The following is a 26,019-nucleotide window of genomic DNA, read 5'->3' on the forward strand; positions in this document are numbered from 1 at the left end:
CAGGCCCAGGAGACAAAGGACCATGAACAACAAAATTTCACGCGCACTGTGGACCGGGCTCATCGCCTTGTCGGCCAGCACCGGCGCCCTGGCGCAGGCCAGCGACTTCCCGAGCAAGCCCGTGACGCTGGTCACGCCTTTCGCAGCCGGCAGCGGGCCAGACGCGGTGCTGCGGATGGTGTCCGACAAGCTCTCGCGCCTGTGGAACCAGCGTGTGGTGATCGACAACAAGCCCGGCGGCGGCGGCTTCATCGCCATCGACCAGGCGCGCCGCGCAGCACCCGACGGCTACACGCTGCTGCAGCTGGACAGCGAGCACATTGCCGCGCTGCCGCACCTGTACAAGTCGCGCAACTTCGTGACGCTGCAGCACTTCGACCCCGTGGCCTCGCTGTTTCGCACGCCTTTCTTCGTGGCCGTGTCCAGCGAGTCGAAGTACAAGAACATGAGCGACCTGATCGCCGACGCCAAGGCCAACCCCGAAGCCATCGTCTACGGCTCGTGGGGCGTGGGCAGCCCGGGCCACTTGGGCGCACAGCAACTGGAGGCGCTCACGGGCATCCGCATGCGGCATGCGCCGTACCGCGAGGTGTCGCAGCTGTTCTCGAACGTGGGCACCGGCGACGTGCCATGGAGCTTTGCCAGCATTCCTTCGAGCCAGGGCATCTACAAGGCCGGCAAGCTGCGGTACCTGGCCATCGCCGCACCCAAGCGCATTCCGCAGCTCCCCGACGTGCCAACCATGGCCGAAGCGGGCGGGCCGGCCTCGCTCGAGGTGAACTCCTTCGTCTCGCTGCTTGCGCCCAAGGGCGTGCCGGCGGCGGTCAAGGCCAAGATCAACGCCGACGTGGCCAAGGTCATTGCCGACCCCGAAATCCGCGCCCGCTTCGACACCTTCGCATTTGAGCCGCTGGCCTGGTCGCCCGAGGAGATCGAGCGCAACGCCGAGGCCAAGTCCAAGGTCTATGGCGAACTGGTGCGCCGGGGCAACATCAGCCTCGAATAGCGGCTGCGATCAGTACCATTACGTTTTTTAACAGTCTTCTTTTTCACCTTCTTCCATGCACGCATCCAAGAGAGCCCTCCTGATCGCCTGCGGCCTGGCAGCCGCCGCCGCGCTGCCGCTGGCGGCCCAGGCGCAGAACAACGCCTGGCCGACCAAGCCCATCCGCCTGCTCGTGGGTTTTCCGGGCGGCTCGACGCCCGACATCGCCGCCCGCACCATTGCCGAGCCGCTGGCCAAGGCGCTCGGCCAGCCGGTCGTGGTGGACAACAAGCCCGGCGCCTCGGGCAACATCTCGGCCGACATGGTGGCCAAGGCCACCGACGACCACACGCTGGGCATCGTGATCAATGGCAACCTCACTTCGTCGAAGATGCTGTACCCACGGCTGCCCTACGACCCGGCGAAAGATTTCACTTATCTGTCGCTGATTGCCACGGCACCGCTCGTGCTGGTGGCGCAGAACAACCTGCCTTCAGGCACCGCCTTCTTCGATGCGGCGCGCAAGGGCGGCGACAAGTGGAACTACGGCTCGGTGGGCGTGGGCTCCGTCGGGCATCTGGGCATGGAGCTGCTCAAGAGCCGCGTGAACGGCTTCAGCCCCGAGCACGTGCCCTACCAGGGCAACCCGCAGGTCGTGACCGCGATGCTGGGCGACCAGGTGCAGATGGCCCTCATCCCTCCGGGCGTGGCCATGCCGCAGGTGCGCGCCGGCAAGCTCAAGGCGATTGGCCTCACGGGCGGCCGCAGCGCGCTGGTGCCCGAGCTGCCACCGCTGGCCGACGCCGGCGTGCGCGACTTCTCGCTCGAAGTGTGGGTGGCGCTGCTCGGGCCCGCCAACCTCTCCAAGACGGCGCAGGCGCGCATCAGCCGCGAACTCGAAGTGATCATGAAGCAGCCCGAAGTGCGCCAGAAGCTGTTCGAGCAGGGCTGGCAGGCGGTGGGCACCTCGCCCGACGGCATGCGCCTTCGCGTCAAGGAAGAGGCGGCGATCATGACCAAGATCATCTCGGCCCGCGGCATCAAGATCCAGTGATGACAGCCGCCCAGCACAAGACCCTGACCGAGCCGGCGCGCGAGCTGTCGGTGTTCGGTGAATACGACGTGGTGGTGGTCGGCGGCGGGCCCGCGGGGATTGCCGCCGCCGTCAGCGCCGCGCGCCACGGCGCCAGCACGCTGCTGGTCGAGCGCTACGGCTTTCTCGGCGGCATGGGCACTGCCGGCGGCGTGACCAACTTCGCGGGCCTGTACGGCAAGCGCGACGGCCAGATGAGGCAGCTGGTGCGCGGCGTGACCGACGACCTGCTGGCGCGCATCGACGCGCTGGGCGGCCTCAACAAGCCGCAGGACGGCATGCAGGGCCGCATTCGCGTGCGCTCCTACGACACCTCGGCCTACAAGATCGCGGCCGACCAATTGCTGCTCGATGCCGGCGTGCACCTGCTGTTCCACGCCTGGGCGGCCGCGGTGATTCGCGACGGCGATCGCATCGCGGCGCTGGTGGTCGAGACCAAGTCGGGCCGGCAGGCAATTCGCGCCAATGCCTTCGTCGATGCCAGCGGCGACGCCGACGTGGCGGCCTTTGCAGGCGTGCCTTTCGAAGTGGGAGACGGCCATGGCAGCGGCCTGTTCCCGACCACCATGTTCCGAGTCGGCCAGGTCGATGCGCCCGCGGCGCTCGCGGCCGTCGGCGAGTTCAAGGCCATCAACGACCTGATGGAGCGGGTGCAGGCGCAAAAACCCGGCGCCTACAAGTTTCCGCGCGAAGGCGCGATCCTGCGGCCCAACATCGATCCGCGCGAATGGCGCGCCAACGTCACGCAGATCCGCAATGCCGCGGGCCGCGCGATGAACGGCATCGATGCGCGCGAGCTTACCGAAGGCGAGCTCGAAGGCCGACGCCAGATTGCCGAATACTTCAAGTTCATGAAGGCCGAGGTGCCGGGCTTCGCCGAGTCGGCCATCGTGGAAATCGCGCCGCAGGTCGGAATCCGCGAAACGCGCCGCATCGAAGGCCTGTATGCGCTCACGGGCGAAGACATCCTGTCGTCGGCCAGCTTCGACGACAGCATCGGCATCAACGCCTGGCCGATGGAAATGCATGCCGACGGCCGCATCGAATGGGCCTTTCCGCGCGACGACAACCGCACCTACAACCAGTTGCCCTGGCGCATGCTGGTGCCGCGCCAGGTCGCCAACCTGCTGGTGGCCGGCCGCTGCGCCGCCATGACGCACGAAGGCCAGTCGGCCGCGCGCGCGAGCGGCGGCTGCTTTGTCATGGGGCAGGCGGCGGGTACGGCGGCGGCTTCGCTGGGCGGCAGCTCCAGGTTTGCGGACGTCGATGTGCATGCGCTTCAGAAGAAGCTGATTGCCGACGGCGCAGATATCGACCGTTGATTTCCACAGGGGGCAGCTGACCGTCCCGCGACAGTGCGCGGGCCTGGGCTTTGCTATGGTTGAGGGTTGAATCTTTTTGCTGACACCCGACCGCCATTTCCGATGACCACCGATCCCGCCACCGCCGCCCGCCTTGTCGACGAACTCGTCGCGCTCATGCAGCTCGAGCCGCTCGGGGGCGACAAGTTCCTGGCCCAGAGCGAAGACATCGGCACGCCAGCCGTGTTCGGCGGCCAGGTGCTTGGCCAGTCGCTCGCGGCCGCGAGCCTCACAGTCGGCGCCGACCGGCCGGTGCATTCGATGCATGCCTACTTCCTGCTACCGGGTGAGCATGCGCCGATCGAATACAGCGTGGACCGCGTGCGCGACGGCCGCAGCTTCACCACGCGGCACGTGGTGGCGCGCCAGCAGGAGCGAATCATCTTCGAGATGTCGGCCTCATTCCAGACAGTGGATGACGGCGTTGAACACCAGTCCGCCATGCCCACGGTGGACGGTCCCGAGGGGCTCGTGAGCGAAATCGACCAGCGCATCGCGCTCGGCGACCGCCTGCCCGAGCGCTGGCGCGTCAAGGGTCTGGAGCCGCACGGCATCGAATACCGCCGCGTCGAGGCCGACGACCTGCTGACGCCAGAGGTGCGCCCGTCCGAAAGCGCCATCTGGATGCGCGCGATTGCACCACTGCCCGACGATCCGGTCGTGCACCGTGCGCTGCTGGCCTACGCCTCAGACCACGGCCTGCTGCGCGCCGCGATGCTGCCGCACGGCCTGAGCTTCATGAGCGGCCAGGTGCGCCCCGCGAGCCTCGACCACGCCATGTGGTTCCACCGCGATTTCCGCATGGACGAATGGCTGCTCTACGTGCTCGACTCGCCAAGTGCCGGTGGCGCGCGCGGCCTGTGCCGTGGCAGCCTCTTTGCGCGTGACGGGCGGCTGGTGGCTTCTACGGCGCAAGAGGGAATGCTGCGGGTCAAGCGCTGAGAAGCTGTTTGATGGGGTTGCCATTGGAGTGCTCCTGTTCAGGGCGGCGCTCCCGCCGACGGGGTACCTTTCTCCGCGAATGTCCCCCGGCCTGCGGCCTCCTCCTTTATTTCGCTGCGCAAGGCACCCCATCGACGGGATCGTTGATCAGCGTGTCGGTTGATCGAGCGGAACAACGGCAGCGTCCAGTGGGCACAGGGCGCCGGGTACTCCCCGCAGCGAAATAAAGGAGGAGGCCGCAGGCCGCGGGACATTCGCGGAGGGGAGTACCCGGTGTCCTGTGCACACGCCCTGAGATCCGCGCTCGGGGCGTCCCAGGGCCCCTACCTACAATCGAGAACATTCTGCCCGTGAGGCGTGGCGCGGCCTTTGTCGCCGCGTGCGGGCCGTTTTTCATTCTTCATGTCCTCCCCACACAGCCGCCTGCGCACCGAGTGGTGCCCGAGCATTCCGCGCGAACTGATGGCCGGCGCCGTCGCCACCTTCGCCCTGATTCCGGAAGTCATCGCGTTCTCTTTCGTCGCGGGCGTCGATCCGGCCGTCGGGCTGTTCGCATCGTTCGTTATCAGCGTCGTCATTGCCTTCACCGGCGGGCGGCCGGCCATGGTGTCGGCAGCCGCGGGGTCGGTGGCGCTGGTGGCCGCACCGCTGGTGCATGCGCACGGGCTGCCGTACCTGCTGGCGGCGGGCGTGCTGGCGGGCGTGATGCAGATCCTGTTCGGGCTGCTGCGGCTCGGCGTGCTGATGCGCTTCGTCTCCACCTCGGTGCGCACGGGCTTCGTCAACGCGCTTGCCATTCTGATCTTTGCGGCGCAGATGCCGCACTTCATCGGAGCCAATACCGCCACCTGGGCGATGGTGGGGCTCGGCCTTGCCATCATCTACCTGCTGCCGCGCATCACGAAGGCCGTGCCGTCGCCGCTGGTGTGCATCGTGGCGGTCACGCTCGCGGGGCACTGGCTCGGGCTACCGCTCAAGACCGTTGCCGACCTGGGCCACCTGCCCGACGCGTTGCCGGCCTTTGCGTGGCTGTCGGTGCCGATGTCGCTTGAAACGCTGCGCATCATTGCGCTGCCGGCCTTTGCCATTGCGATGGTCGGCTTGCTCGAATCGATGATGACTGCGAGCGTGGTGGACGACCTCACGGACACGCCGAGCTCGAAGAATCGCGAATGCAGCGGCCTCGGCGTGGCCAATGTCGCGGCAAGCTTCTTCGGCGGCATCGCCGGCTGCGGAATGATCGGCCAGACCGTGAGCAACGTGCGCTACGGCGGCCGGGGCCGGCTGTCGACGCTGTTTGCGGGCGCGTTCCTGCTGATTCTCATGGTGCTGCTGAAGCCCTGGGTGTCGCAGGTGCCCGTGGCGGCGCTGGTCGCCATCATGGTCATGGTGTCGGCGTCCACTTTCGATTGGGGCTCGCTGCGCACGCTGGTGCGCCATCCGCGCATGTCCAGCGCGGTGATGCTCGCGACCGTGGCCGTCACCGTCGCTACCGACAACCTGGCCGCGGGCGTTGCCACCGGCGTGATGCTGAGCGGCGTGTTCTTCACCTTCAAGGTCGCGCGGCTGCTGCATGTGCATGCCGAAGCTGGAGCTGGCGACGACGGTGTGCGTGTCTACCGCGTGAGCGGCCAGGTGTTCTTCGCATCGGCCGACATGCTGGTGGACGCCTTCGACGTGCGCGAGATCGACGGCGCGCCGGTGCACATCGACGTGTCGCAGGCCCATTTCTGGGACGTGACGGCGGTGGCCGCCCTGAACAAGATCGTCGAGCGGCTGCGCAAGCACGGCAGCGTGGTCGAGGTCACCGGTCTCAACCAGGCCAGCCAGGACCTGATCCTGCGGCTCGACACGGCGCCTGAATGAGCTAGGTGATTTTCCTCATGAGCCGAGTGGTGCCTTGCATCTAGCCTTTCCGGTTCCCGTCGGATGTCCGATGGACCGGAAAGGCTCTCATGAAAATTCCCGCCCCGGTGCTGACGAACATGCGCCGCACCATCCAGTCCTACGAAGACTCCGCGCGCGAGTACGACGCGATCGTGGCGGACCACCCGCCGCCCGAGATCGAGGACGCACTGCGCCGGATGATGGCGCTCGTCCCCGCCGGCGGCACCGTGTTCGAGATCGGTTCCGGCACGGGGCGGGACGCCGACTTCGTCGAGTCCCTGGGCGGGATCGTCAGGCGCACCGATGCGACGCAGGCCTTTCTCGATCTGCAGGCGGGGCGCGGCAAGAAGGGCGAACTGCTCAACGCCGTGACGGATGCGCTGGGCGGGCCCTACAGCGCCATCCTCGCGATGGCCGTGCTGATCCATGTCGATCGCGCGCAGGTCGCGCCGGTCCTGCGCAAGGTGTTTGACGCCCTCGAGCCCGGCGGCGTCTTCCTCGTGGCCATGCGCATCGGCGAAGGTGAGACCAATGGCGACTACCAGACCGTGTACTGGGCGAAAGACCGGTTTGCCGAAGAGCTCGCAGCGGCCGGCCTGCGCACGGAATGGGACAGGCAGTGGATCGGCCGCGAGAACGTGACGTGGGTCAGCTTCCTCGCGTGCCGTCCGCGGGAGCGAGTGCAGACTTAGACGCCCAGGTAGCGCGTCCACAGCGACCGGTCGGCGTCGAGCGCGGCCGAGTCGCCCTGCCACACCACGCGGCCTCGTTCGAGGATCACGTGGCGGTCGGCCAGCGGCAGCAGGCGCTGCACGTACTTGTCGACCACCAGGATCGCTTCGCCCTCGGCCTTGAGCGCGGCAATGCAATGCCAGATCTCTTCGCGGATCACCGGGGCCAGGCCTTCGGTGGCTTCGTCGAGGATCAGGAGGCGCGGATGCGTCGACAGCGCGCGCGCAATCGCCAGCATCTGCTGCTCGCCGCCCGAGAGCTGGTTGCCCGCATTGGCCTTGCGTTCGGCAAGACGCGGAAACAGGCCGTACAGCGCCTCGATCGTCCAGCGCGGCGCGCTGCCCGGGCGCGGCCGTGCAAAGGCGCGCAGGTGCTCGTCCACGCTGAGGTTCGGAAACACATGCCGCCCCTCGGGCACGATGGCCACACCGCGCCGGGCAATGGCATCCGGCTTGTGTCCGCCGATGGCGTCGCCGCCGAAATGCACGCTGCCGCGAACGGGTGCCAGCGTGCCGGTCAGCACCTTCAGAAGCGTGCTCTTGCCCATGCCGTTGCGGCCGAGCAGCGCAAGCACTTCGCCGGGCCGAATGTTCAGGTCGATGCCGAACAACACTTGGCTTGCGCCGTAGCCGGCCTCGATGGATTTCGCATCGAGCAATGTGGTGGTCGCGTTCATGCGTGCCCCTCCGCTTCTGTCCCGAGATAGACCGCCTGCACGTCGGGATGCCCGCGCACTTCGTCGGCCGTGCCGCTCATCAGCACGCGGCCCTGCACCAGCACCGTGAGCCGGTCGGCGAGGCGGAACACCGCGTCCATGTCGTGCTCGATCAGCAGGATGGCCATCGACTCGCGCAGCGATTCGATCAGCTCGACCATGCGCGCGGATTCGTCCGGACCCATGCCGGCCATCGGCTCGTCGAGCAGCAACAGCTTGGGTTCGGCCGCGAGCGCGAGCGCCACGTCGAGCGCGCGCTGTGCGCCGTGCGGCAGCGTGCCCGCGATGCGGTGGCGTTCGCCGCCCAGCCCCACGCGGTCGGCCAGCGCCATCGCGCGCTCGACCAGGCCGCGTTCGGTCGCGCGCGGCACCATGAAGCGCAGGCTGCTGCCCGCATGGGCCTGCGCCGCGAGCATGAGGTTGTCGTGCACGGTTTCCTTGGCGAACACGCGCGTCACCTGGAAGCAGCGCGACATGCCGGCCGCCACGCGCTGGTGGTCCTTGAAGCCGGTGATGTCCTTCTCGTCGAGCAGGATGCGCCCGGCGTCGGCCTTGAGCAGCCCGGTGATCAGGTTGACCAGCGTGGTCTTGCCCGCGCCGTTGGGGCCGATCAGCGCATGCACCTCGCCGCGCTCGACGGTGAGGTTCACATGGTCGGTCGCGAGCAAGCCGCCGAAGCGCTTGACCAACCCTTCGATTCTGAAAAGGCTCATGGTGTTGCCTTGCTCCCTCGCCCCACTGGGGAGAGGGCTGGGGTGAGGGGCAAGCGGCGCTTGTACAAGGCTGCGAGTCCCTTGGGCGCCCACAGAGCAACAGCAATCAACAACAATCCCAGCGGCATGTGCCAATGCTCCGTGTGCTGCTTCAACGCCTCCTCGAGCACCAGCCAGACCACGGCGCCCACAGGCCCGCCCCAGCTGCGCCCGAGCCCGCCGATGACGACCATCACCAGCAGCGTGGCCGACTGCGTCCAGTGCATCGTCGCCGGGCTCACGAAGCCATTGCCGCCCGCGAGCAGCGCGCCCGCCAGCCCTGCAATGGCGCCGGCAATCGCAAAGGCCACCAGCTGCAGCCTGAACACCGGGTAGCCCAGCGCCCGCATGCGCGTCTCGTTGTCGCGGATGCCCATCAGCGCATGGCCGAAGCGCGATTGCGTCGCGCGGTGCAGCCACCAGAGCGCGAGCGCGACCATCATCAGCACCACCCAGTAGAAGTTCGACTCGTTGCCCAGGTCGAGGCCCGGCAGCAGCGTGGGCCGGCTCATCAGCGTGTAGCCGTCGTCGCCGCCATAGCGGCGCAGCGACACCACCACGAAGTACAGCATCTGCGCGAAAGCCAGCGTGGTCATGATGAAGTAGACGCCGCGCGTGCGCAGCGCCACCGTGCCGATCAGCGCCGCGACGAGTCCGGCGACGAGCGCGGCCGCCGGCCACATCACCCAGGCCGACACCACGCCCGCGTCGCTGAGCGCCACCACCGTGTAGGCGCCCATGCCGATGAAGCCCCCATGCCCGAGCGCTACCATGCCGCCGAAGCCGAGGACGAAGTTGAGGCTGGCCGCGGCCAGTGCCACAACCAGCACGCGCCGCACGAAGCCGATGTAGAACTCGAGCCCGAACAGCGGCGCGACCAGCGGAAAGGCCGCGAGCACCAGCAGGAGCAGCCCGAGGCCAATATAGCGTGAGGAAGATTTCATGCGCGTGCCGAGAACAGGCCCGAGGGCCGGAAGATCAAGACGACCACCATCAGCGCGTACATCGCGACTTCGGCGAACAGCGGCCCCAGGTCGGCGGCCGTGGCGGGCGGCAGCGTGGCGCGCAGCAGCATCGGCACGAAGGCGCGCCCGATGGTGTCGACCACGCCCACCAAGAGGGCGGCCACGAAGGCGCCGCGCACCGAACCGATGCCGCCGATCACCAGCACCACCAGCGCCGGGATCAGGATGGCCTCGCCCATGCCCACCTGCACCGCGACGATCGGCCCCATCAGCGCGCCGGCCAGCGCGGCCAGCGCCGCGCCGAGCAGGAACACGCCGTTGAAGATGCGGCCCACGCACACACCCATCAGCTCGGCCATCGGCCGGTCGGAGGCGCCCGCGCGCACCCGCATGCCGATGCGCGTGTGGTTGACCAGCAGGTACAGCGCGAGCGCCACCAGCAGTCCGCCGACCAGGATGACCAGCCGGTACGCCGGGTATGGCAGGCCGTCGATCAGGTTCACCGGCCCCGAAAGCGCCGCGGGTGTCGGCGCCATCACGGGCGAGGGTCCCCAGGCCATCGTCACGATGTCGTCCGCCACCAGGATCACGCCGAAGGTGGCGAGCACCTGCGCGAGGTGGTCGCGCGTGTAGAGGCGGCGCATCAGCAGCACTTCGAGCAGCAGCGCCACCACCACCGTGACGGCGACCGCAATCACGATGGCCGCCGTGAACGAGCCGGTGCGCGTGTGCGCCTCGGCCGCCACGTAGGCGCCCGACATGAAGAGCGAGCCATGCGCGAGGTTCAGCACGTCCATGATGCCGAACACCAGCGTGAGCCCCGCCGCCAGCAGGAACAGCATCAACCCATAGCCAAGGCCATTGAGCAGCTGCTCGAGAACGAGGATGCCGCTCACTTGAGAGGGCACTTATCTGCGTAGCTGTCGCCGTAGTTCGTAAGAACCGTGTTGATCAGCTTGTTCGTGACCTTGCCCTGCGTGTCCTTGCCGATCACGCGCAGGTAGAAGTTCTCGACCGGATAGTGGTTGTTCGCGTACTTGAAATTGCCGCGCGTCGAGGCATAGCTGGCCTTCTTCAGCGCGGCCACCACGGCTTCGCGGTTCTGCGCGTTGCCGCCGGCCTGCTTCACGGCAGCGTCCATCGCAAGGATCGCGTCATAGGCCTGCGCCGCGTACACCGACGGATAGCGGCCGTTGTATTCCTTGCGGAACGCGGCCACGAAAGCCTTGTTGGCCGCGTTGTCGAGGTCGTGCGCCCAGTGCGAGGTGTTGAACAAGCCGAGCATCGGTTCGCCCACGGCGCCGATCACGTCTTCGTCGGCCGAGAAGCCGCTGGTCACCAGCGTGATGTCTTTCGACAAGCCCGCGCCCACGAACTGCTTGATGAAATTGATGCCCATCGCGCCGGGCAGGAAGAAGTAGATCGAGTCGGGCTTGGCCGCGCGCAGCTGCGCGAGTTCGGCGGCATAGTCGATCTGGCCGAGCTTGGTGTAGAGCTCGTCGGCCACCTGGCCCTTGAACTGGCGCTTGAAGCCGCCGAGCGCGTCCTTGCCGGCGGGATAGTTGGGCGCAATGAGCACCGTCTTCTTGAAGCCGCGGTCTTGTGCGAACTTGCCGGCGGCTTCGTGGAACTGGTCGTTCTGGTAGGCGGTGCCGAAGAAGTACGCATTGCATTGGGCGCCCGCGAACTGGCTCGGGCCGGCATTGGCCGAGAGGTAGGGCACCTTTGCGTTGAACAGCGTCGGGCCCACGGCCAGCGCCACGTTGGAGCCGATGGGGCCGCTGAAGATATCGATCTTGTCGCGCTGGATCATGCGGTCGACCAGCTGCTTGGCCTGGTCGGGGCTGCCGGCCATGTCGGCCTGCACGAACTCGACGTCCTGTCCGCCGAGCTTGCCGCCCAGCTGCTTGATGCCGAGCGCAAAACCGTCGCGCGCCTCGGCGCCCAAGGCCGCGAAGGGGCCCGAGATGTCGAGCGCCAGGCCCACTTTCACGGGAGCGGCCATGGCAGATGCCGCGCCGCCAAGGGCTGCGCCACAGAGCAGCAGCGAAAGCAAGGTGCGCGGCAGCGCGGACGACTTCGGGGACGGATGGCTCATGGATTCTCCGGGCAAAGGAAGGGTGAAACGACGCCCCGGTGCCGCGCCATGCAGCACCGAAGACATCAAACCGTTGATAGCTAAATACTTTAACCATAAACAATTCGGTGTCAACGGTGCTAGCACGAATGGTGCCAGTGCCCCGTGTCACTTCCTGGTGCGCGGGAGCCCGTTTTCCAAGGGCCCCGCGCTGGTTCAGCCGAACGGATTTGCAGTGGCAAACCAGAGGCCGATGCCAGTCGCGATGATGAACGCGCCGTCGGTCACGCCCGCCACCAAAAAGAACTTGGTCTGCAACGTGTCGACCAGCTCGGGCTGGCGCGCCGTGCTCTCGAGAAACTTCTGGCCGACCAGCCCGATGCCCAGGCAGGAGCCGAGGGCGGCCACGCCGATCAGCAAGGCGACTGCGACGGGAAGGATGTTGAAGCCGGTCATGGTGTTTTCTCCTGGGTGGTTGATGTTTGATCGATGGAGGTACTTTCCCAGAGCGGGTGCATGCGGTCCATGACGTGAGAGGTCATGGGCGGCACGAAAGAAAGCCGGCCGTGAAAACGGCCGGCTTTCGTGGCGCGCCGCGGGCGCCAGGCATCCGCATCGAGAACGGACTGCCCCCGCATTTCTCCCTCCCCTCACGGGGGAGGGCAGGGGTGGGGGCACGACGGCTTAGACCTTCGCGCACTGCTGAATGCGGGAACCGCCCCCATCCCAACCTTCCCCCAGAGGGGGAAGGAGCAAGAGTGACGCTGCGGCGCTACGGAAGCTGCGTCCAGTTCTGGTTGTTGCCGCCGTTGCAGGTCCACGTGATCAATGCGGTGTCCTGTGTAGTGGATCCGTTGGGCACGTCGAGGCAGGAACCCGAGGCGCGGTTGCGGATGGTCCCGCCCACCAGGCTCCACTGGGTCGTGTTGCCCGCCGTGCAGGCCAGTTGCACCACCGGTGCATTCGTCGTCGCGGTGCCGTTCTGCGCCAGGCACAGGCCGCTGTGCTCGGCCACGAACTGCACATAGCCGCCGGTGAGGCTGTTCACCGTGAACTTCTCGTTGCTTGCGTTGCCGCACGGCCATTGCACCGCCGTCGCGCCGCTGGTGGTGGACACGCCCTTGATGTTCACGCACATCGTGGGGTTGAGGTCCGAGCGGATGCGCGTGACGATGGCTGGCGCGGTGTCGAGCGAGCGCACGTACTCGCGGATCGCCACCTGGTCGGCGGCGGGCAGGCTGGAGGCGTTGCCGTGGCCGCTGGTGAGCACGTCCTGCAGCGTCGCGGCCTGTCCGTTGTGGAAGAAGGCCGTCGTGTTCCAGGTGCCCGACAGCGTCGGCGTGTCGAAGCCCACGCCCGCCAGCGGCTGGTTGATGCCCTTGCCCGACGAGAGCTGGATCGTGCCCACGTCGTGCCGCAAGCCGTCGCGCAAGGTGCCGCCGGTGTGGCACGTGGCGCACTGCGCTGTGTTGAATACCGTCTGACCCCGCGCCGCATCGACGCTCAGGCTGCCGTCCGCCGCACGCGCAGGGCTGCGCATGTACTTGTTGAGCGAACTCAGGTAGGCCGCCATGTCGTCGAGCTGCGCGTTCTTGCCCGCCTTGGGCGCGCCCAGCGGGTCGGCCGTGGCTGCGAAGTCGGCATTCGTGAGAAAGCCGGTGCCGCCGAACTCGTTGCGGATGTCGTTCTCGAAGTCCTGCACCTCGTCGAAGTTGGCGGTCCAGTGCAGCTTGCCGTGGCCCAGGCCGCGGCGGCCCATGAGGCTGATGGTGCGCCGCAGCCCCTCGCCGCGCTGGGTGAAGTCCCACACCATGCCGTCGTCTCCGCCGTCGGCGTGGCAGCTCGCGCAGGAGAGGTAGTTGTCCTTGCTCATGCGCCGGTCGGACGCGTTGTAGAACACCTGTTTGCCGCGCAGTGCCGCGGCCGCCATGGGCTCCTGCGCGACTGTCGCCACGTTCTGCAGGAAGATCGGCGCCGCCGATTCCGACGACAGCACCGAAGCCACGTCGTGCACCGACACCGAGCGCGCAAGGAAGTTATTGACGAACAAGCGCTTGCGCACCGCGTCGAGGTACAGGCCGTGCGGCGCGCTGCTGGCGTTGATCTCGCCCCGCACCGCGCGGCTGTACGGATCGACGATGGCCACGCGGTTGCCTTCCATCTGCGCGACGAAGAGGTAGTCGCCCGATGGAGAGAACAGCGCGGCGCGTGCCGGCGCTCGGTCGTCGAAGTCGATCTGCTCGGCGAACACTTCCGCGGCCGCCTGCAGGTTGACCTGCGAGAGGATCGAGCGGACCGTCTGGTCGTGCACCAGGTTGTTGCCATCCCTGAACTTGCCGCGCACGATGTTGTCCTTCTTCGAAGGCAACACCGCCCGCGTACCGTCCGGCGAGATCACCACCTGGCTCAGGTAGTTGGCCACGCCGCGTGCGCGGCTCTCGGTGTCCACCGTGGTGGTGTCGACCGGAAGCGCGATGGTGGTCATGGCGCTCATGCTCTGCAGGTTCACCTTGTGCAGCTGGCCGCCGGTCATCTTCGACTTGAAGCGCGTGACATAGGCCACCTGTGCGTCGGAGCTCACCGCGATGCCGCGCAGGTTGCCTTCCAGCGCGACCGCGCCGGTGGTGGCGCCGTTGTTCGGGTCGAAGCTCATCAGCACCGACTTGCTCTCCAGCGTCAGCAGGCCCTTGGCGCCATCGGGCGTGAAGGCCACGCCGTAGGGGCCGCTGCCATAGGCGAGTGGCACGGTGGCCGAGAGCGAGCCGTCGGCCGCGCTGAGCGCCACCAGCTTGTCCTCGCCCTGCACCGTGACCCAGATTCGGCCGTCGGGGCCCACGGCAAGCGTTTTCGGCTCGTCGCCGACGCGCGTTTCCCAGCGCTTGGCCAGGGTCTGCGCGTCGATGGCGGCGACCGTGCCGCTGTCGGGGTTGACCGCGTACACCGAGTTCGCATCGCCGGCGATGTTGGTGGTGTGCGTCGGCGCTCGCGCCGTGACCGGGGCGATCACCGTGACGTTGTAGGTGTAGAAGGTCTCGCGGCCGTTCGCGTCCTTCACCGTCAGCGTCACCGTGTAGTGGCCGGGGCGCGTGTAGGTGTAGGTGTAGTTCGGCTGGCTCGCGTAGGCCGTCTGCGTGCCGTCGCCGAAGTTCCAGCGGAACTGCGCGCCGCTGCTGCCCAGCGTGGCCGGGCTGAACACCAGCTGGCCGTTGACGATCTTCGGCCCGCCTCCGATGCCGGGGTCGCCGATGATGGTCTGTGCGCGCAGCGTGCTCACCTCGGTGTCGGAGAGCACGCGGCCGTAGACGCGCACTTCCGCCAGCGTGCCCTTGAAGAGCGCCGCGTTGCCCTGGATCTGGCCCAGCACGCTGAACTTGTTCGTGAGCCCCTTGTTGCCCGTGAGGCCGGCGGAGGTGGTCTTCACACCGTCGACATACACCGCCTGCGCGCCGGAGGCCGCGTCGCGCGTCAGCACCACGTGGTGCCAGTTGCCGTCGTTCACCGCCCCCGTGGAGGTGGTGCCCGCATCGTTGCCCACCGACAGCTTGATGCGCCCGCTGTTGTCGAGCCAGCCCCAGAACACATCGTCCGCGCCGCCGGACTGGTCGCGCCCGAAAATGCCGGGCGCCGTCCATGAGTTCGCACCGCCTGCTTGAGTGGTCTTCATGTAGAAGCTCAGCGATGCAGTGCCGCCGAGCACGGTGGCGACGGAATCGTTCTTCAGCGTCACGCCGGCGGTGCGGTTCGCGAAGTTCATGCCGATGCTCTCGAACGCGTCGCCCGACACCGGCGTGCCGTTGTTGTTGCCGATCTGGTCGGAGAGGTTACCGGCTAGCGTCCAGTAGTGCATCAGGTTGATGTCGGTCGCGTTGCCGGTGTTGAAGGTCGACTTGTAGTCCGCGCCGATGGCGTTGCCCGCATAGTCCTTCACGCCGTTGGCCGGCAGAAAGACTTCGTAGCTCGTGCCCGGCAGCAGCGGCTGCTCGGGGTGGAAGTTGACGATGCCCAACTGCACGCTGTAGGTGCCCGCCAGCGTGTTGCCGCCCACCGGACGCACGATGAAGGTGTTGGAGTTCACGCTCTCGGGGCGGATGTTGTCCGTCATGCCCAGGCCGATGCGCGAGGTCAGCGCCTGCTGCTTCGCTCCGTTGGCGGGCGAGACCTGCTTCACCTCCGGCTTGGTGGTGTCAGGATCGACCGAATGCACGATGAAGCCACTGCCCGAGCCGTGGTCGTTGCCCACGAAAACGAGATTGCCGAACATCGCGACCTGACCGTTATCCGAATGCGAGAAGTTCGGGTCGTCCTCGCGCAGGATGCTGCCGCGGCCCACCTCCACGTGGTTCAGCGGATTGCTGACGTCGACCTTGTGGATGCGGGTCTGGGCGCCCTGGATCACGTAGTTGTCCTGCGTGGCGCAGTACAACTGTTCGTCGATGACCAGCCGGTTGTCCTCGGCCACGAAGCGCGAGCGGTCGGAGAGGTCGTAGCTGTACATCCTGGCGCCGCTGTTGCGCGCGGAGGCATGCAGGTTCCTGCCGTCGAAGCAGGTCGCGTAGTAGAACGGCGTGGTGCCCACGATGGAATCGAGCACCTTGGGGTTGAGCGGGTCGGAGATGTCCAGGCTCGCGAAACCGCCGTTGCTTTCCATGGCGGTCAACACCATGTGGTTGCCCATCGTGAAGATCGGGCCGACGCGAAAGCCGCCGAGTTCGCCGGTGGGCACCGGGTTGGGCTTGCCGGCGCCGCGGTTGGCGACCACGGCGTTCGCGGGGTCCCTCGCATCGACGATGAACATGCCCCGGCCGGCCGACGCCACGTACAGGTAGGGCGCCTGCCACCAAAGCTGCCAGGCCACGTCCTCGTAGTCGCCGGCGTTGACGCCGGGCAGCGCCAGCTTCTTCACCTGCTTGATGTCGTTGATGTCGGTGAAGTCCCAGAACTCGACGCCGTTGATGCTCGGCAGCACCACGTACGTCTTGCCGCCGATCTTCGCGGTGCCGAAGGAGTGCGTTTCGCGGAACTCCTTGGTGCGGGCTTCGGGCTCGTAGATCTTCTTGACCAGCTGGATCTGGCGCGGGTTCGACACGTCGTACAGCAGGAAGCCGCCCGGGCCCAGGCCGCTGTCCGGCGCGAAGGAAGTGAGGAAGTAGCCGTTGACCATGATGCCCGCGTTCATGCCGTAGTCCTTGCGACCCGGGTAAGTGGCGGGTACCTCGCGCGACTCGTAGGCGCTGCTGTGCGCCGGATCGAGCGGGTGCGCGGCGCTCGTGATCATCGACACCGGCTTGAACAGTTCCGCCGAGGTGTAGGTGAGGTTGCCCAGGCCCGGTCCCTGCAGCGGGAGCGGGTCCGCGACGGCTTCGGAAACCGCCGTCGCCATGTTGCTCAGGGTCGTCATCGGACTGACCCCGGTGATCGCCGCATGCGTCAGCAATGTGACGAGCGGGGCCAGGAACGCCATCAGGAAATACCGGATCTTCATCGTCGCCTCCAGGTTGTTAGAAGTTTGCAGGGCAACCCATTCCTCGACCGTTCTCCGATGCGCGCGCAGGACGCACCCCGGCAGGCGACGGGTCCATCGCCTGCCGTGCTGACTTCTAGTTGTGTTCTTGCGCCGGCGCTTTTCTTTGTCTTACTTCGCGCCGCCCGATTCGTAGAGGGCCCAGGCCGCCTCGGCACTCACGCCGCGGTGGATCATGGCCATCAGCGCACTCACCACCGCCGAAGGATTGGCGTGCTGGTAGACGTTGCGCCCGTACACCATGCCGACCGCGCCCTGGTCCAGCAGCGCGCGCGAGCGCGCGAACACCTGCTGCAGGTCTTCGCGTCCGCCGCCGCGCACGAGCACGGGGCAGCGCGCGGCCTGCACCACGCGGTGAAAGTCCTTCGGGTCGCTGGTCGGATCGGCCTTGACGATGTCGGCGCCCATCTCGCGCGCAAGGCGCACGAGCGTCACGATCTTCTCGGCATCGCCGTCCACTTGGTAGCGGCTGCCGGGGGTGGGCGACTGCATTACCAGCGGCTCGATCATCAGCGGCATGCCGTAGCGGTCGCAGTCGGCGCGCACGCGCGCGATGTTCTGCACACACTGGCGGAACAGATCGGGTTCGTTCGGCAGCATGAACAGATTCACGACGACGCAGGCCGCGTCGCTCTGCACGGCGGGCAACACCGGGTCGTGCTCGTTCTGCAGTTGGGCCCACATCACGCGGTGCAGCGTCGCGTTGTAGGGGTTGCCCATGTCGATGCGCATCACCAGCGCGGGCTTGTCACGGCCGGGGCGGTTCTGCAGCAAGTCGGACTGGCCGTAGTTGAGCTGGATCGCATCGGGGCCAGCGGCCAGGAGCTTGTCCATGACCTGGGGCATGTCTTCCAGGCCGTCGAGGAACGAAGGTTCGTTGCACACGCCGTGGTCCAGGGCGATGTCCAGGCAGCGGCCGTTGGTGAGCAAGCGGTTGAGCCGCGCGGTCTTGTCTTTCGACATGGGAAAGAACTCCTTGTTGGGGGCGAAAATGAAGAGGGGGTATCAGGCGAGCGCCGAGAGGTGGCGCTTTGCCGCGGCGTCGATCAGCCGCAGGGCTTCGTCGCCCAGCGCGACCGCACCGGCGCCAGCGTTCTCGATGGCCTGCTGGCGCACGCGCGCACCGCACAGCGCGACGGCCACGGTGCCGCGCGCGACGGTCCAGGCGATCATCATCTGGCCGAACGAACAGGCCAGCTTTGCGCGCACGGGCTCCAACTCTTCGAAGAAGGCCTTGAGCGTTGCGCGGTTGGCCGGGCTGAAGCGCGGGTTGGTGGCGCGCTGGTCGTCGCCCTTGAACTCGCGCTCGGGGTCGATGGGGCCGGCGAGCAGGCCCAGCGCCAGTGACGAATAGCCAAGCACCGCCACCTTGTATTCGCTGCACAGGGGAGCCAGCGTCTCTTCGATCTCGCGGTCGATCAGGCTGTAGCGCTCCTGCGCCGCATCGACCGGGCCATAGCGCAGGTATTCGGCGAGCGTTTCGGGGCTGACGTTGCTCACGCCGATGGCGCGGATTTTTCCCTGCTTCTTGAGGTCGAGCAGCGCGTCCATGGTTTCGGCCACAGGCGTGGTGCTGTCCTGCCAGTGCGTGATGTAGAGATCGATGTAGTCGGTCTGGAGGCGCTTGAGGCTCTCTTCGCATTCATGGAAGATCGATCCACGGCCGAGGAAGCGGTGCACCGGGTGGCCGTCTTCCTCGAAGAAGTGCGTGCCTTGCCGGGTGTGCCAGACCAGGCCGCACTTGGTGGCGATCACGGCTTCCTGGCGACGCCCCTTGAGCGCGGTGCCCACGATGCTCTCGGAGCGCCCCAGGCCGTAGGCCGGCGCGGTGTCGATCAGGTTCACGCCCGCGTCCAGCGAGGCACGAATGGCCTCCACGGCGGCCGCGTTGTCCCCGCCGCCCCACATCCATCCGCCCATGGCCCAGGTGCCCAAGCCGATGGCCGAGCATTCGATGCCCGATGGGCCCAGCGTTGTCTTCTTCATCATCATCATCATCGCGTTGTCTTTCTCGTGTTCATGAGGTGGTCGATGGTCACGGCCGCGAGCAGGATCAGGCCCTTGATCACGTCCTGCCAGTAGGGCGATACGTCGAGCAGGATCAGCGAGCTGGTCACCACCGACAGCAATGCCAGGCCCAGCACCGCGCCCAGCACCGTGCCGGAGCCGCCCTTGAGGCTCGCGCCGCCGATCACCGCGGCGGCAATCACGTTGAGTTCCATGCCCATGCCGAAGGTGGGTGTGGCGGCGCCGAAGCGGGCCGTGTAGATCACGCCGGCCAAGCCCGCCGAAGCCGAGCACAGCACCGTGACCCAGAACTTGACGCGACCCACGCGAATGCCCGAGTACAGCGCGGCCTTCTCGTTGCTGCCGGTGTAGAACACGCGCCGCAACAAGGTCGAGCGGCGCAGCACGAAGTCGCTCACGATGACGATCGCCACGAAGATCAGGATCACCGCCGGAATGCCGAAGAGCGTCCCCTGCCCGATGAACTTGAATTCGGCGGGCAGCGAGAACAGCGACTGCGGCGTGCCCTGCGTGAGCGCAAGGCACAGCCCGCGCACGATCACCATGAAGGCCAGCGAGGCGATGAAGTGGTTCAGGCCGATGCGCGTGACGCAGCCGCCGATCATCGCGCCGACGAGCCCGCTCGCGCCGATGGCCACCAGGCTCGCGAGCCACGGGTCCACGCCCATCAGGAAGAGCTTGCCCGTCACCACCATCGCGAAGCAGACCACCGAGCCCACCGAAAGATCGATGCCGCCGACGATCAGCAGGATGGTCATGCCCACCACCACGATGCCTTCGATGGAGAAGGACAGCAGCATCGCGCGGATGTTGTCCCAGGTGAGGAAGTACGGCGACGCGAAGCTCATCGCCACGCACAGCACCGCGATGATGAGCAGGAGCCCAGCTTCCCGCATGCTCGTGAGCTTGTTGGCTGGCTTCACGGGGCCGCCGCCTGACTGCCGTGGTGGAAGGCCCGCATCGAGTTGTGCCGGGTAGTTCATGCTGTTTCCTGTTCGCAGAGTCCGGAGGCCAGCCGCAGCAGGGCTTCCTCCGTCATTTCGTTGGAATTCAATTCGCCGGCCAGCCGGCCGTCGCGGATCACCAGCGCGCGGTCGCACAGGCCGATGATCTCGGGCAGCTCCGAAGAGATCACGATCACGCCCACACCCTGGTTCGCGAGCTCGCGCAGAATGTGATGGATCTCGGACTTGGCGCCCACGTCGACACCGCGCGTGGGCTCGTCCATCAGCAGCACCTTGGGGTTGGTGGCCAGCAGCTTGGCAATGGCCACCTTCTGCTGGTTGCCGCCCGACAGGCTCGACACCTCGATGGCCACGCCGTCCGACTTGAGATTGAGCTTGGCGCCAAGTTCGCGCGCCAAGCCGTGTTCGGCCGAGCGTTGCAGCAGGCCCCAGCCGGAGCTCACGCGCCGCAGCGCCATCGACGATATGTTCTGCGCGATCGGCAGATCGAGATACACGCCCGCAGCCTTGCGGTCTTCGCTGAGATAGGCGATGCCCTCGCGCAGCGCATCGCTGTACTTGCGAATCGCGAGCGCCTTGCCGTGCAGTCGCACCGTGCCGCGCGTGACGGCGCGCAGTCCGCACATGGTCTCGGCCAGTTCGCTGCGGCCGGCGCCCATGAGCCCGGCAATGCCGAGGATCTCGCCGCGCTTCAGCGCAAACGAGATGCCGTGCACGCGCTCGCCATCGGCGATGTCGCTCACCTCGAGCACCGGGGCGGCCGATTCGGCGGCCTCTTGCTTGGGCGGGTAGTAGTTGCCCAGCTCACGCCCCACCATTCGGCGGACCAGCTCGTCGGCGGTCATGCCGGCCAGCAGTCCGCAGTGCACGTTGCGCCCGTCGCGCAGCACGGTGACCCGGTCGCAGTGCGTGAAGATCTCCGCCATGCGGTGGCTGATGTAGATGATGCCGATGCCCTGCGCCTTCAGGTCGTGCAGCACGCGAAAGAGCGCGGCCGATTCGTTGTCGGTCAGTGCGGCCGTGGGCTCGTCGAGGATCAGCACCTTGCAGTCGAGCGTGAGCGCCTTGGCAATCTCCACCAGCTGCTGGCTCGAGATGCTCAGTTCGCGCACGGGCGCGCTCGGGTCGATGTCCTGCCCCAGTCGCGCCAGCACCTTGGCCGCGCGCTCGCTGAAGCTGGCGTAGTTCATCCACGCTTGCTTGCCGGCATTGATCTCCGGCATGAAGATGTTCTCGGCCACGGTGGCGTCGGCGCACAGCGCGATCTCCTGGTGCACCAGGCCGATGCCCAGGCGCATGGCGTGCGCCGGGCCGTCGATGACCACCTTCTCGCCGTTGAGCACGATGTCGCCCTCGTCGGGGCGATGGATGCCGTCGATGATGTTCATCAGCGTCGACTTGCCCGCGCCGTTCTCGCCGCACAGGGCGTGGATCTCGCCCGCGAAGAGCGAGAAGTCCACGCCCGAGAGCGCGCGCGAAGCGCCGAAGCGCTTGCTGATGCCGCGAAGCTCGAGCAACGTGGTCACTCGCCGATTCCCTTGGTGCCGCGGCGTGCGAGGTACTTGTCCCAGTAGAAGTCGTCGGCATTGGCCTTGCTGACCACCGACAACCCGTTGTCCAGGAAGGGCACCGACATCGGATTGGTGCCGTTGCGCTTGGCGTCGTTCATCGGGTCGATGAGCGCGGGGTTCTTGGCCAGGAACAGCATCATCATGCCCATGTAGCCCTGCATGCCCTGGTTGGGGTTGATGGCGCCGAACACGTCGCCGGCCTTGATCATGTCGAGGATCTTGGCGTTCACGTCGCAGCACATCACGCGGATGTTCTTCTTCGATTCGATCTTGGCCTGCGCCGCGCCCAACGCAGAGTTGGCTTCGGGCATGAACAGCGCGCCCAGGTTCGGGTTGGCCTGCGCCAGGCTCAGCACCGCCTGGTAGGCCTTGCTCGGGTCCTGGTTGCTGGCGGCGCGGCCCACGAGCTTCATGCCCGCGTGCTTGGTCTTCATGCGGTTGACGAAGGCCGCGATGCGGCGGTCGTGGTTGTCCTGGCCGGGGTTCTCGAGCACGGCGTATTCGCCCTTGCCGCCCAGCGCCGCAGCAATCGCGTCGGCCGCCTGCGTGCCTTCGCGGTCGTTGTCCGAGGTGACGAAGGAGGCGCGCTTCGAGTTCGGCGAATCGGCCGCGAAGGTCACGACCGGGATGCCCATGGCCACTGCCCGGTTGATCGGCTCGATGAACGGATCGGGGTTCATCGGGTGCAGCAGGATGCCCGCGGGCTTGCGCGCCAGTTCCTGCTCGAACGATGCCAGCTGCTTGTTCACGTCGTATTCCGGCGTGCCGGTGTAGCGCGTGCGCACGCCCAGCGTGCGGCCGAGCTGCTTCATCATTTCGTAGACCGGGAACCAGTATTCGACGCCCGACACCATCACGTTCATCACGTAGACGTCGCTGGCATTGCCGCGCAGGCCGGCCCCTGCCGCAGGTGCCGCGGCTTGCTGTTGCGCGAACGCGCTCGCACCCGCCAGGCCGATACCGGCAGCGGCTGCGGACTTCAGGAAATTACGCCTCATTCTTTGTCTCCTCACGTTGACTGGCAGAGCTTTCGACCTGCCTTTCGAGCAAGTCTTGGGGACCTCGGTGTCACATCAGTTGTTATGACAGGCTAGAATGTAATCCCGGCCCGTTTGTCTCGATAACTAGGGGAAACGCTACTGGCGATGCGCTTTTATTCCGCCGAAGCTGTTATGACATGAAGCCAAACATACTGATCGGCGTCGACATGGGGTCGAGCAGCCTGAAAGCGCTGGCCCTCGAAGCCGGAAGCGGCCAAGCCGTCGCCCTGTCCCGCATGCCTTTGCCGCACACCCGGCTGCCCGCGGGCGGCTGCGAAGTGGGCGCTGCGGCGATCCGCGCCGCGCTGACCCACGTGATGCGCGATATCGCCCAACAACTCGGCCCGCGCACGGCCGAGGTCTGCGCCATGGCCTGCACCGGCCATGGCGCCGGCCTCTACGCGCTCGATGCCAAGGACCAGCTCGTGGGCGGCCGTGCCGTCGCATCGACCGACCAGCGCGCCGATGCGCGGGCGCGCGTCTTGTCGTCGAGCCATGGTGCGCAACTGTTCGAAGACGTGGGCTGCGGTCCCTGGCCCGGGCAGCCCACGGTCATCGCGGCCGAGTTGCTGGGCGCGGACGCCGTGCAGCGCGGCGAACTGTGCCGCCTGCTGTTCGCCAAGGACTACCTCGGCTTTCTGCTCACCGGCGAGATCGCCACCGATGCCAGCGATGCGAGCACCGCAGGCCTGGTGTCTCTCGCCACCGGCACCTGGTCGCAGGCGGCGTTCGATGCCTCGGGCCTTGCCGAGCTTGGCGCGCATGCCTTCGGCCCCATCGTGCCCAGCGGCAGCGCGATCGGAAAGCTGCTGCCTTCCGAGGCCGCGCTGTGCGGCCTGCCCGTGGGCATTCCCGTGGCAATGGGCGCAATCGACCTGCTCGCCTCGATGACCGCCATCTGCGCGGAAGGGCGCGGCCGCGCGGTGTCGGTGTTCGGCACCTGGTGCGTGAACGCGGTCATCGGGCCAGTGATGGAGCCCAAGCCCGCCGTCGCCGCCATCGTGAACTTCGGCCGCGGCAACGAACGGCTCTACATGGAGAACAGCCCGTCCTCGATGGCCAACATCGCGTGGCTGGCCGGCGTGCTCGCGTTGCCCGATGCGCGCGCGGTGGTCGACCTGGCCATGACCGTGCCGCTGGGCGCCAGCGGCCTGCGCTTTCTGCCCTTCGTCAACGGCGGTGGCGGCGTGACCGCGGGCTTCGTAGGTCTCAAGAGCCACCACACGCGCGCCGACATGGCGCGCGCCGTGGTCGATGCCGTGGCTGCGCTGCATGCGCGGCACATGGCGCGCCTTGCCGCGGGCGGTCTCGCAGTCAGCGCGACGACGGTGCTGGGCGGTGGTGCGAGCGATGCGCGCTTGGTGCGCCTGCTGGCGGCCTTTCTCGGGCGCCCGGTCGAGCGCTGCGCCGACGACGAGACCGGCGCGCGCGGCGCTGCGCTCTACGCCGCCATGTCGCAGGGCTTCGATGACGCAGCGCAGGGCAGTGCCCTGCTCGCGCCCTGCGAGGTGATCGAACCCGATGCACGGGACGCAAGCGCCCATGCGGATTTCAACGCCGGCTTCAACGAACTGATCGACAGCATGTCACCTGTATTCACCCACATCTCGGGAAGTGCGAGATGAGCGCCTGGCAACTCCCTTTCGTGCGCCCGGCCTCGCTGGCGGGACGGCATTTTTCCACCGTCATCGTGGGCGCCGGGATCAACGGCGTCGGCGTGTTCCGCGATCTTTCGCTGCAGCGCGTCGATTGCCTCATTGTCGACAAGGGCGACTTCGGCGCCGGCGCCAGCAGCGCGCCCTCGCGCATGATCCACGGCGGCCTGCGCTACCTGGAGAATGGCAGTTTCTCGCTCGTGGCCGAAGCCACGCGCGAGCGCAACCTGCTGCTGCGCAACGCGCCGCACCTGGTGCGCCCGCTCAAGACGGTGGTGCCGCTTGCGAATTTCTTCGGCGGCCTGATGAGCAGCGCGCTCAAGTTCTTCGGCCGCACGCCGCCGCAGCGCACGCGCGGCCTGCTGGCCGTGGCGCTGGGCTTGCGGCTCTACGACTTGCTGGGTCGCCGCCAACGCGTGATGCCGGGCCACCGCATCAGCCGCGTGCCGTCGGCCGACCGCGGCCTGTTTCGCGCGGCCATCCGCTGGACCGCCACCTTCTTCGATGCCTGGATCAGCCATCCCGAGTGGCTCATCCTCGAACTGATAGGCGATGCCTGCCGCGACCAGCCGCGCTCGGCGGCCGCGAACTACTGCCGCGTGATGGGCTGCGCCGGCAACATCCTCACGCTGCGCGACGAAATCTCCGGCATGCTCGTTCGCGTGACGGCAGACACCGTGGTGAACGCCACCGGCGCCTGGCTCGACCGCAGCGCGGCGGTGCTCGGCGGCGCGGGCCCGCGCGTGATGGGCACCAAGGGATCGCACCTCGTGCTCGACCATCCCGCGCTGCGCGATGCGCTCGACGGCCGCATGGCCTACTTCGAGGCGGTCGACGGCCGCGTGTGCATCGTCTATCCGTTTCTCGACCGCGTGCTGGTGGGTTCCACCGACATCCCGGTCGAGGACCCGGACCAGATCGTCACCGAGCCGGCCGAGGTCGACTACCTGATCGACGTGCTGCGCGAGGTCTTCCCGAACATGGCCTTCGGGCGCGGCGACGTGGTCTACACCTATGTCGGCGTGCGGCCGCTCGCGCGTTCGGATGCCGACAAGCCGGGCCAGATTTCGCGCGATCATTCGGTGGTGGTCGATCCGCCGAACGCCACGCGCGACATCGCCATCGTCGGGCTCGTCGGTGGCAAGTGGACCACCTTTCGCTCGCTGGCCGAAGAAGCCACCAACCAAGTGCTGCAGCTGCTCGGCCGCTCGCGCACGGCATCGACCGAGCTGCTGCCCATCGGCGGCGGCGCCGAGCTGCCGGCCGATGCGGCGGCGACAGAGCGCTTCGCCGACAAGATGACCGCCGCCTCCGGCATGGGCCGCGCGCGCGCGCTGGCCTTGCTGGGCCGCTACGGCTCCAAGGCATTGCCGCTCGCGCAGCGCCTCGCGGCCTCGGGCGACGTGCCCCTGCAACACGCGCCGGACTATTCGGCCGCCGAGCTCTCGTACCTGTGCCTCGAAACGGGCGTGGTGCATCTCGACGACCTCGTGGTCCGCCGCACGCTGCTCGCCATTCGCGGCCTGGTGACCGATGCGGCGCTGTCCGAGATCGCAGGCGTGGCGGCCGAGGCGCTGGGTTGGGACGCGGTGCGCGCGCACAACGAACTCTGCGCCTGCGCCACCGCGCTGCGGGACCGGCACGGCGTTCGGCTCCAACCGGCGGCGGCCGGCGAAGAGCCCTCTTTCAATGCATCATTGATGGCCAGCTCAGTCCTTGGCCAGGCTTAA

20 protein-coding genes are annotated in these 26,019 nt (G+C 67.3%); 8 read left to right on the plus strand and 12 right to left on the minus strand.

The features are described 5' to 3' along the window. Positions 1-22: 22 nt before the first annotated feature. The 6 genes from BLR24_RS23480 (at position 23) to BLR24_RS23505 (ending at position 6,960) form a co-directional block, all read left to right on the plus strand. A complete protein-coding gene (locus BLR24_RS23480) occupies positions 23-1,006 on the plus strand; it encodes a Bug family tripartite tricarboxylate transporter substrate binding protein (RefSeq protein WP_055800658.1) in 984 nt (327 codons plus the stop codon). A 55-nt stretch (positions 1,007-1,061) separates the two neighbouring features. Next, positions 1,062-2,039, plus strand: coding sequence for a Bug family tripartite tricarboxylate transporter substrate binding protein (locus BLR24_RS23485; RefSeq protein ID WP_055800661.1), 978 nt, complete (start codon positions 1,062-1,064; stop codon positions 2,037-2,039). After that, entirely contained in the window at positions 2,039-3,400 is a 1,362-nt protein-coding gene (locus tag BLR24_RS23490) for an FAD-dependent oxidoreductase (RefSeq protein ID WP_093021448.1), read from the plus strand. Before BLR24_RS23485 ends, BLR24_RS23490 begins: the two co-directional genes overlap by 1 nt. A gap of 102 nt (positions 3,401-3,502) precedes the next feature. Next, on the plus strand, positions 3,503-4,381 hold the full coding sequence (locus BLR24_RS23495) for an acyl-CoA thioesterase (protein WP_093021451.1): 879 nt from the start codon (positions 3,503-3,505) through the stop codon (positions 4,379-4,381). Between the two features lie 402 nt (positions 4,382-4,783). Beyond that, entirely contained in the window at positions 4,784-6,247 is a 1,464-nt protein-coding gene (locus BLR24_RS23500; RefSeq protein WP_093021556.1) for a SulP family inorganic anion transporter, read from the plus strand. 89 nt (positions 6,248-6,336) lie between these two features. Further along, positions 6,337-6,960 (plus strand): class I SAM-dependent DNA methyltransferase, encoded by a 624-nt coding sequence (locus BLR24_RS23505; RefSeq protein ID WP_093021454.1) that lies wholly within the window; start codon positions 6,337-6,339, stop codon positions 6,958-6,960. Here the strand turns inward: BLR24_RS23505 and BLR24_RS23510 are convergent. The 12 genes from BLR24_RS23510 to BLR24_RS23565 all read right to left on the minus strand — a co-directional run bounded on the left by BLR24_RS23510 (position 6,957) and on the right by BLR24_RS23565 (position 22,592). After that, a complete protein-coding gene (locus BLR24_RS23510) occupies positions 6,957-7,676 on the minus strand; it encodes an ABC transporter ATP-binding protein (RefSeq protein ID WP_093021457.1) in 720 nt (239 codons plus the stop codon). The two genes, BLR24_RS23505 and BLR24_RS23510, sit on opposite strands and share 4 nt — an antisense overlap. Continuing rightward, entirely contained in the window at positions 7,673-8,428 is a 756-nt protein-coding gene (locus BLR24_RS23515) for an ABC transporter ATP-binding protein (protein ID WP_093021460.1), read from the minus strand. The genes BLR24_RS23510 and BLR24_RS23515 overlap by 4 nt, the downstream gene beginning before the upstream one ends. Next, on the minus strand, positions 8,425-9,411 hold the full coding sequence (locus tag BLR24_RS23520) for a branched-chain amino acid ABC transporter permease (RefSeq protein WP_093021463.1): 987 nt from the start codon (positions 9,409-9,411) through the stop codon (positions 8,425-8,427). Before BLR24_RS23520 ends, BLR24_RS23515 begins: the two co-directional genes overlap by 4 nt. After that, the gene (locus BLR24_RS23525) at positions 9,408-10,328 is read right to left on the minus strand and encodes a branched-chain amino acid ABC transporter permease (protein WP_093021466.1); all 921 of its coding nucleotides are present in this window, start codon (positions 10,326-10,328) and stop codon (positions 9,408-9,410) included. The genes BLR24_RS23520 and BLR24_RS23525 overlap by 4 nt, the downstream gene beginning before the upstream one ends. Then, the gene (locus tag BLR24_RS23530) at positions 10,325-11,530 is read right to left on the minus strand and encodes an ABC transporter substrate-binding protein (protein WP_093021469.1); all 1,206 of its coding nucleotides are present in this window, start codon (positions 11,528-11,530) and stop codon (positions 10,325-10,327) included. The genes BLR24_RS23525 and BLR24_RS23530 overlap by 4 nt, the downstream gene beginning before the upstream one ends. A 195-nt stretch (positions 11,531-11,725) precedes the next feature. Continuing rightward, a complete protein-coding gene (gene atpE, locus BLR24_RS23535) occupies positions 11,726-11,965 on the minus strand; it encodes a F0F1 ATP synthase subunit C (RefSeq protein WP_093021472.1) in 240 nt (79 codons plus the stop codon). Positions 11,966-12,281: 316 nt separating this feature from the next. Continuing rightward, entirely contained in the window at positions 12,282-16,991 is a 4,710-nt protein-coding gene (locus tag BLR24_RS23540) for an Ig-like domain-containing protein (protein ID WP_093021475.1), read from the minus strand. 150 nt (positions 16,992-17,141) lie between these two features. Further along, on the minus strand, positions 17,142-17,993 hold the full coding sequence (locus BLR24_RS23545) for a class I fructose-bisphosphate aldolase (protein WP_093021478.1): 852 nt from the start codon (positions 17,991-17,993) through the stop codon (positions 17,142-17,144). A 42-nt stretch (positions 17,994-18,035) separates the two neighbouring features. After that, positions 18,036-19,022 carry an aldo/keto reductase gene (locus BLR24_RS23550; protein ID WP_093021559.1) on the minus strand — a complete coding sequence of 329 codons (987 nt, stop codon included), beginning with the start codon at positions 19,020-19,022 and terminating at the stop codon, positions 18,036-18,038. Positions 19,023-19,024: 2 nt separating this feature from the next. Then, the gene (locus BLR24_RS23555; protein WP_093021481.1) at positions 19,025-20,041 is read right to left on the minus strand and encodes an ABC transporter permease; all 1,017 of its coding nucleotides are present in this window, start codon (positions 20,039-20,041) and stop codon (positions 19,025-19,027) included. Beyond that, positions 20,038-21,549, minus strand: a complete 1,512-nt coding sequence (locus BLR24_RS23560) for a sugar ABC transporter ATP-binding protein (protein WP_093021484.1) — start codon at positions 21,547-21,549, stop codon at positions 20,038-20,040. Before BLR24_RS23560 ends, BLR24_RS23555 begins: the two co-directional genes overlap by 4 nt. Continuing rightward, positions 21,546-22,592, minus strand: coding sequence for a substrate-binding domain-containing protein (locus BLR24_RS23565; protein WP_093021487.1), 1,047 nt, complete (start codon positions 22,590-22,592; stop codon positions 21,546-21,548). Before BLR24_RS23565 ends, BLR24_RS23560 begins: the two co-directional genes overlap by 4 nt. Before the next feature lie 179 nt (positions 22,593-22,771). Between BLR24_RS23565 and BLR24_RS23570 the strand changes: the two genes are divergently transcribed. Beyond that, on the plus strand, positions 22,772-24,259 hold the full coding sequence (locus BLR24_RS23570; RefSeq protein ID WP_093021490.1) for an FGGY family carbohydrate kinase: 1,488 nt from the start codon (positions 22,772-22,774) through the stop codon (positions 24,257-24,259). Continuing rightward, a complete protein-coding gene (locus BLR24_RS23575; RefSeq protein WP_093021492.1) occupies positions 24,256-26,019 on the plus strand; it encodes a glycerol-3-phosphate dehydrogenase/oxidase in 1,764 nt (587 codons plus the stop codon). The genes BLR24_RS23570 and BLR24_RS23575 overlap by 4 nt, the downstream gene beginning before the upstream one ends.

Origin of the sequence: Variovorax sp. OV700, from assembly GCF_900099805.1 — a bacterium.
Classification (GTDB): Bacteria; Pseudomonadota; Gammaproteobacteria; order Burkholderiales; family Burkholderiaceae_C; genus Variovorax.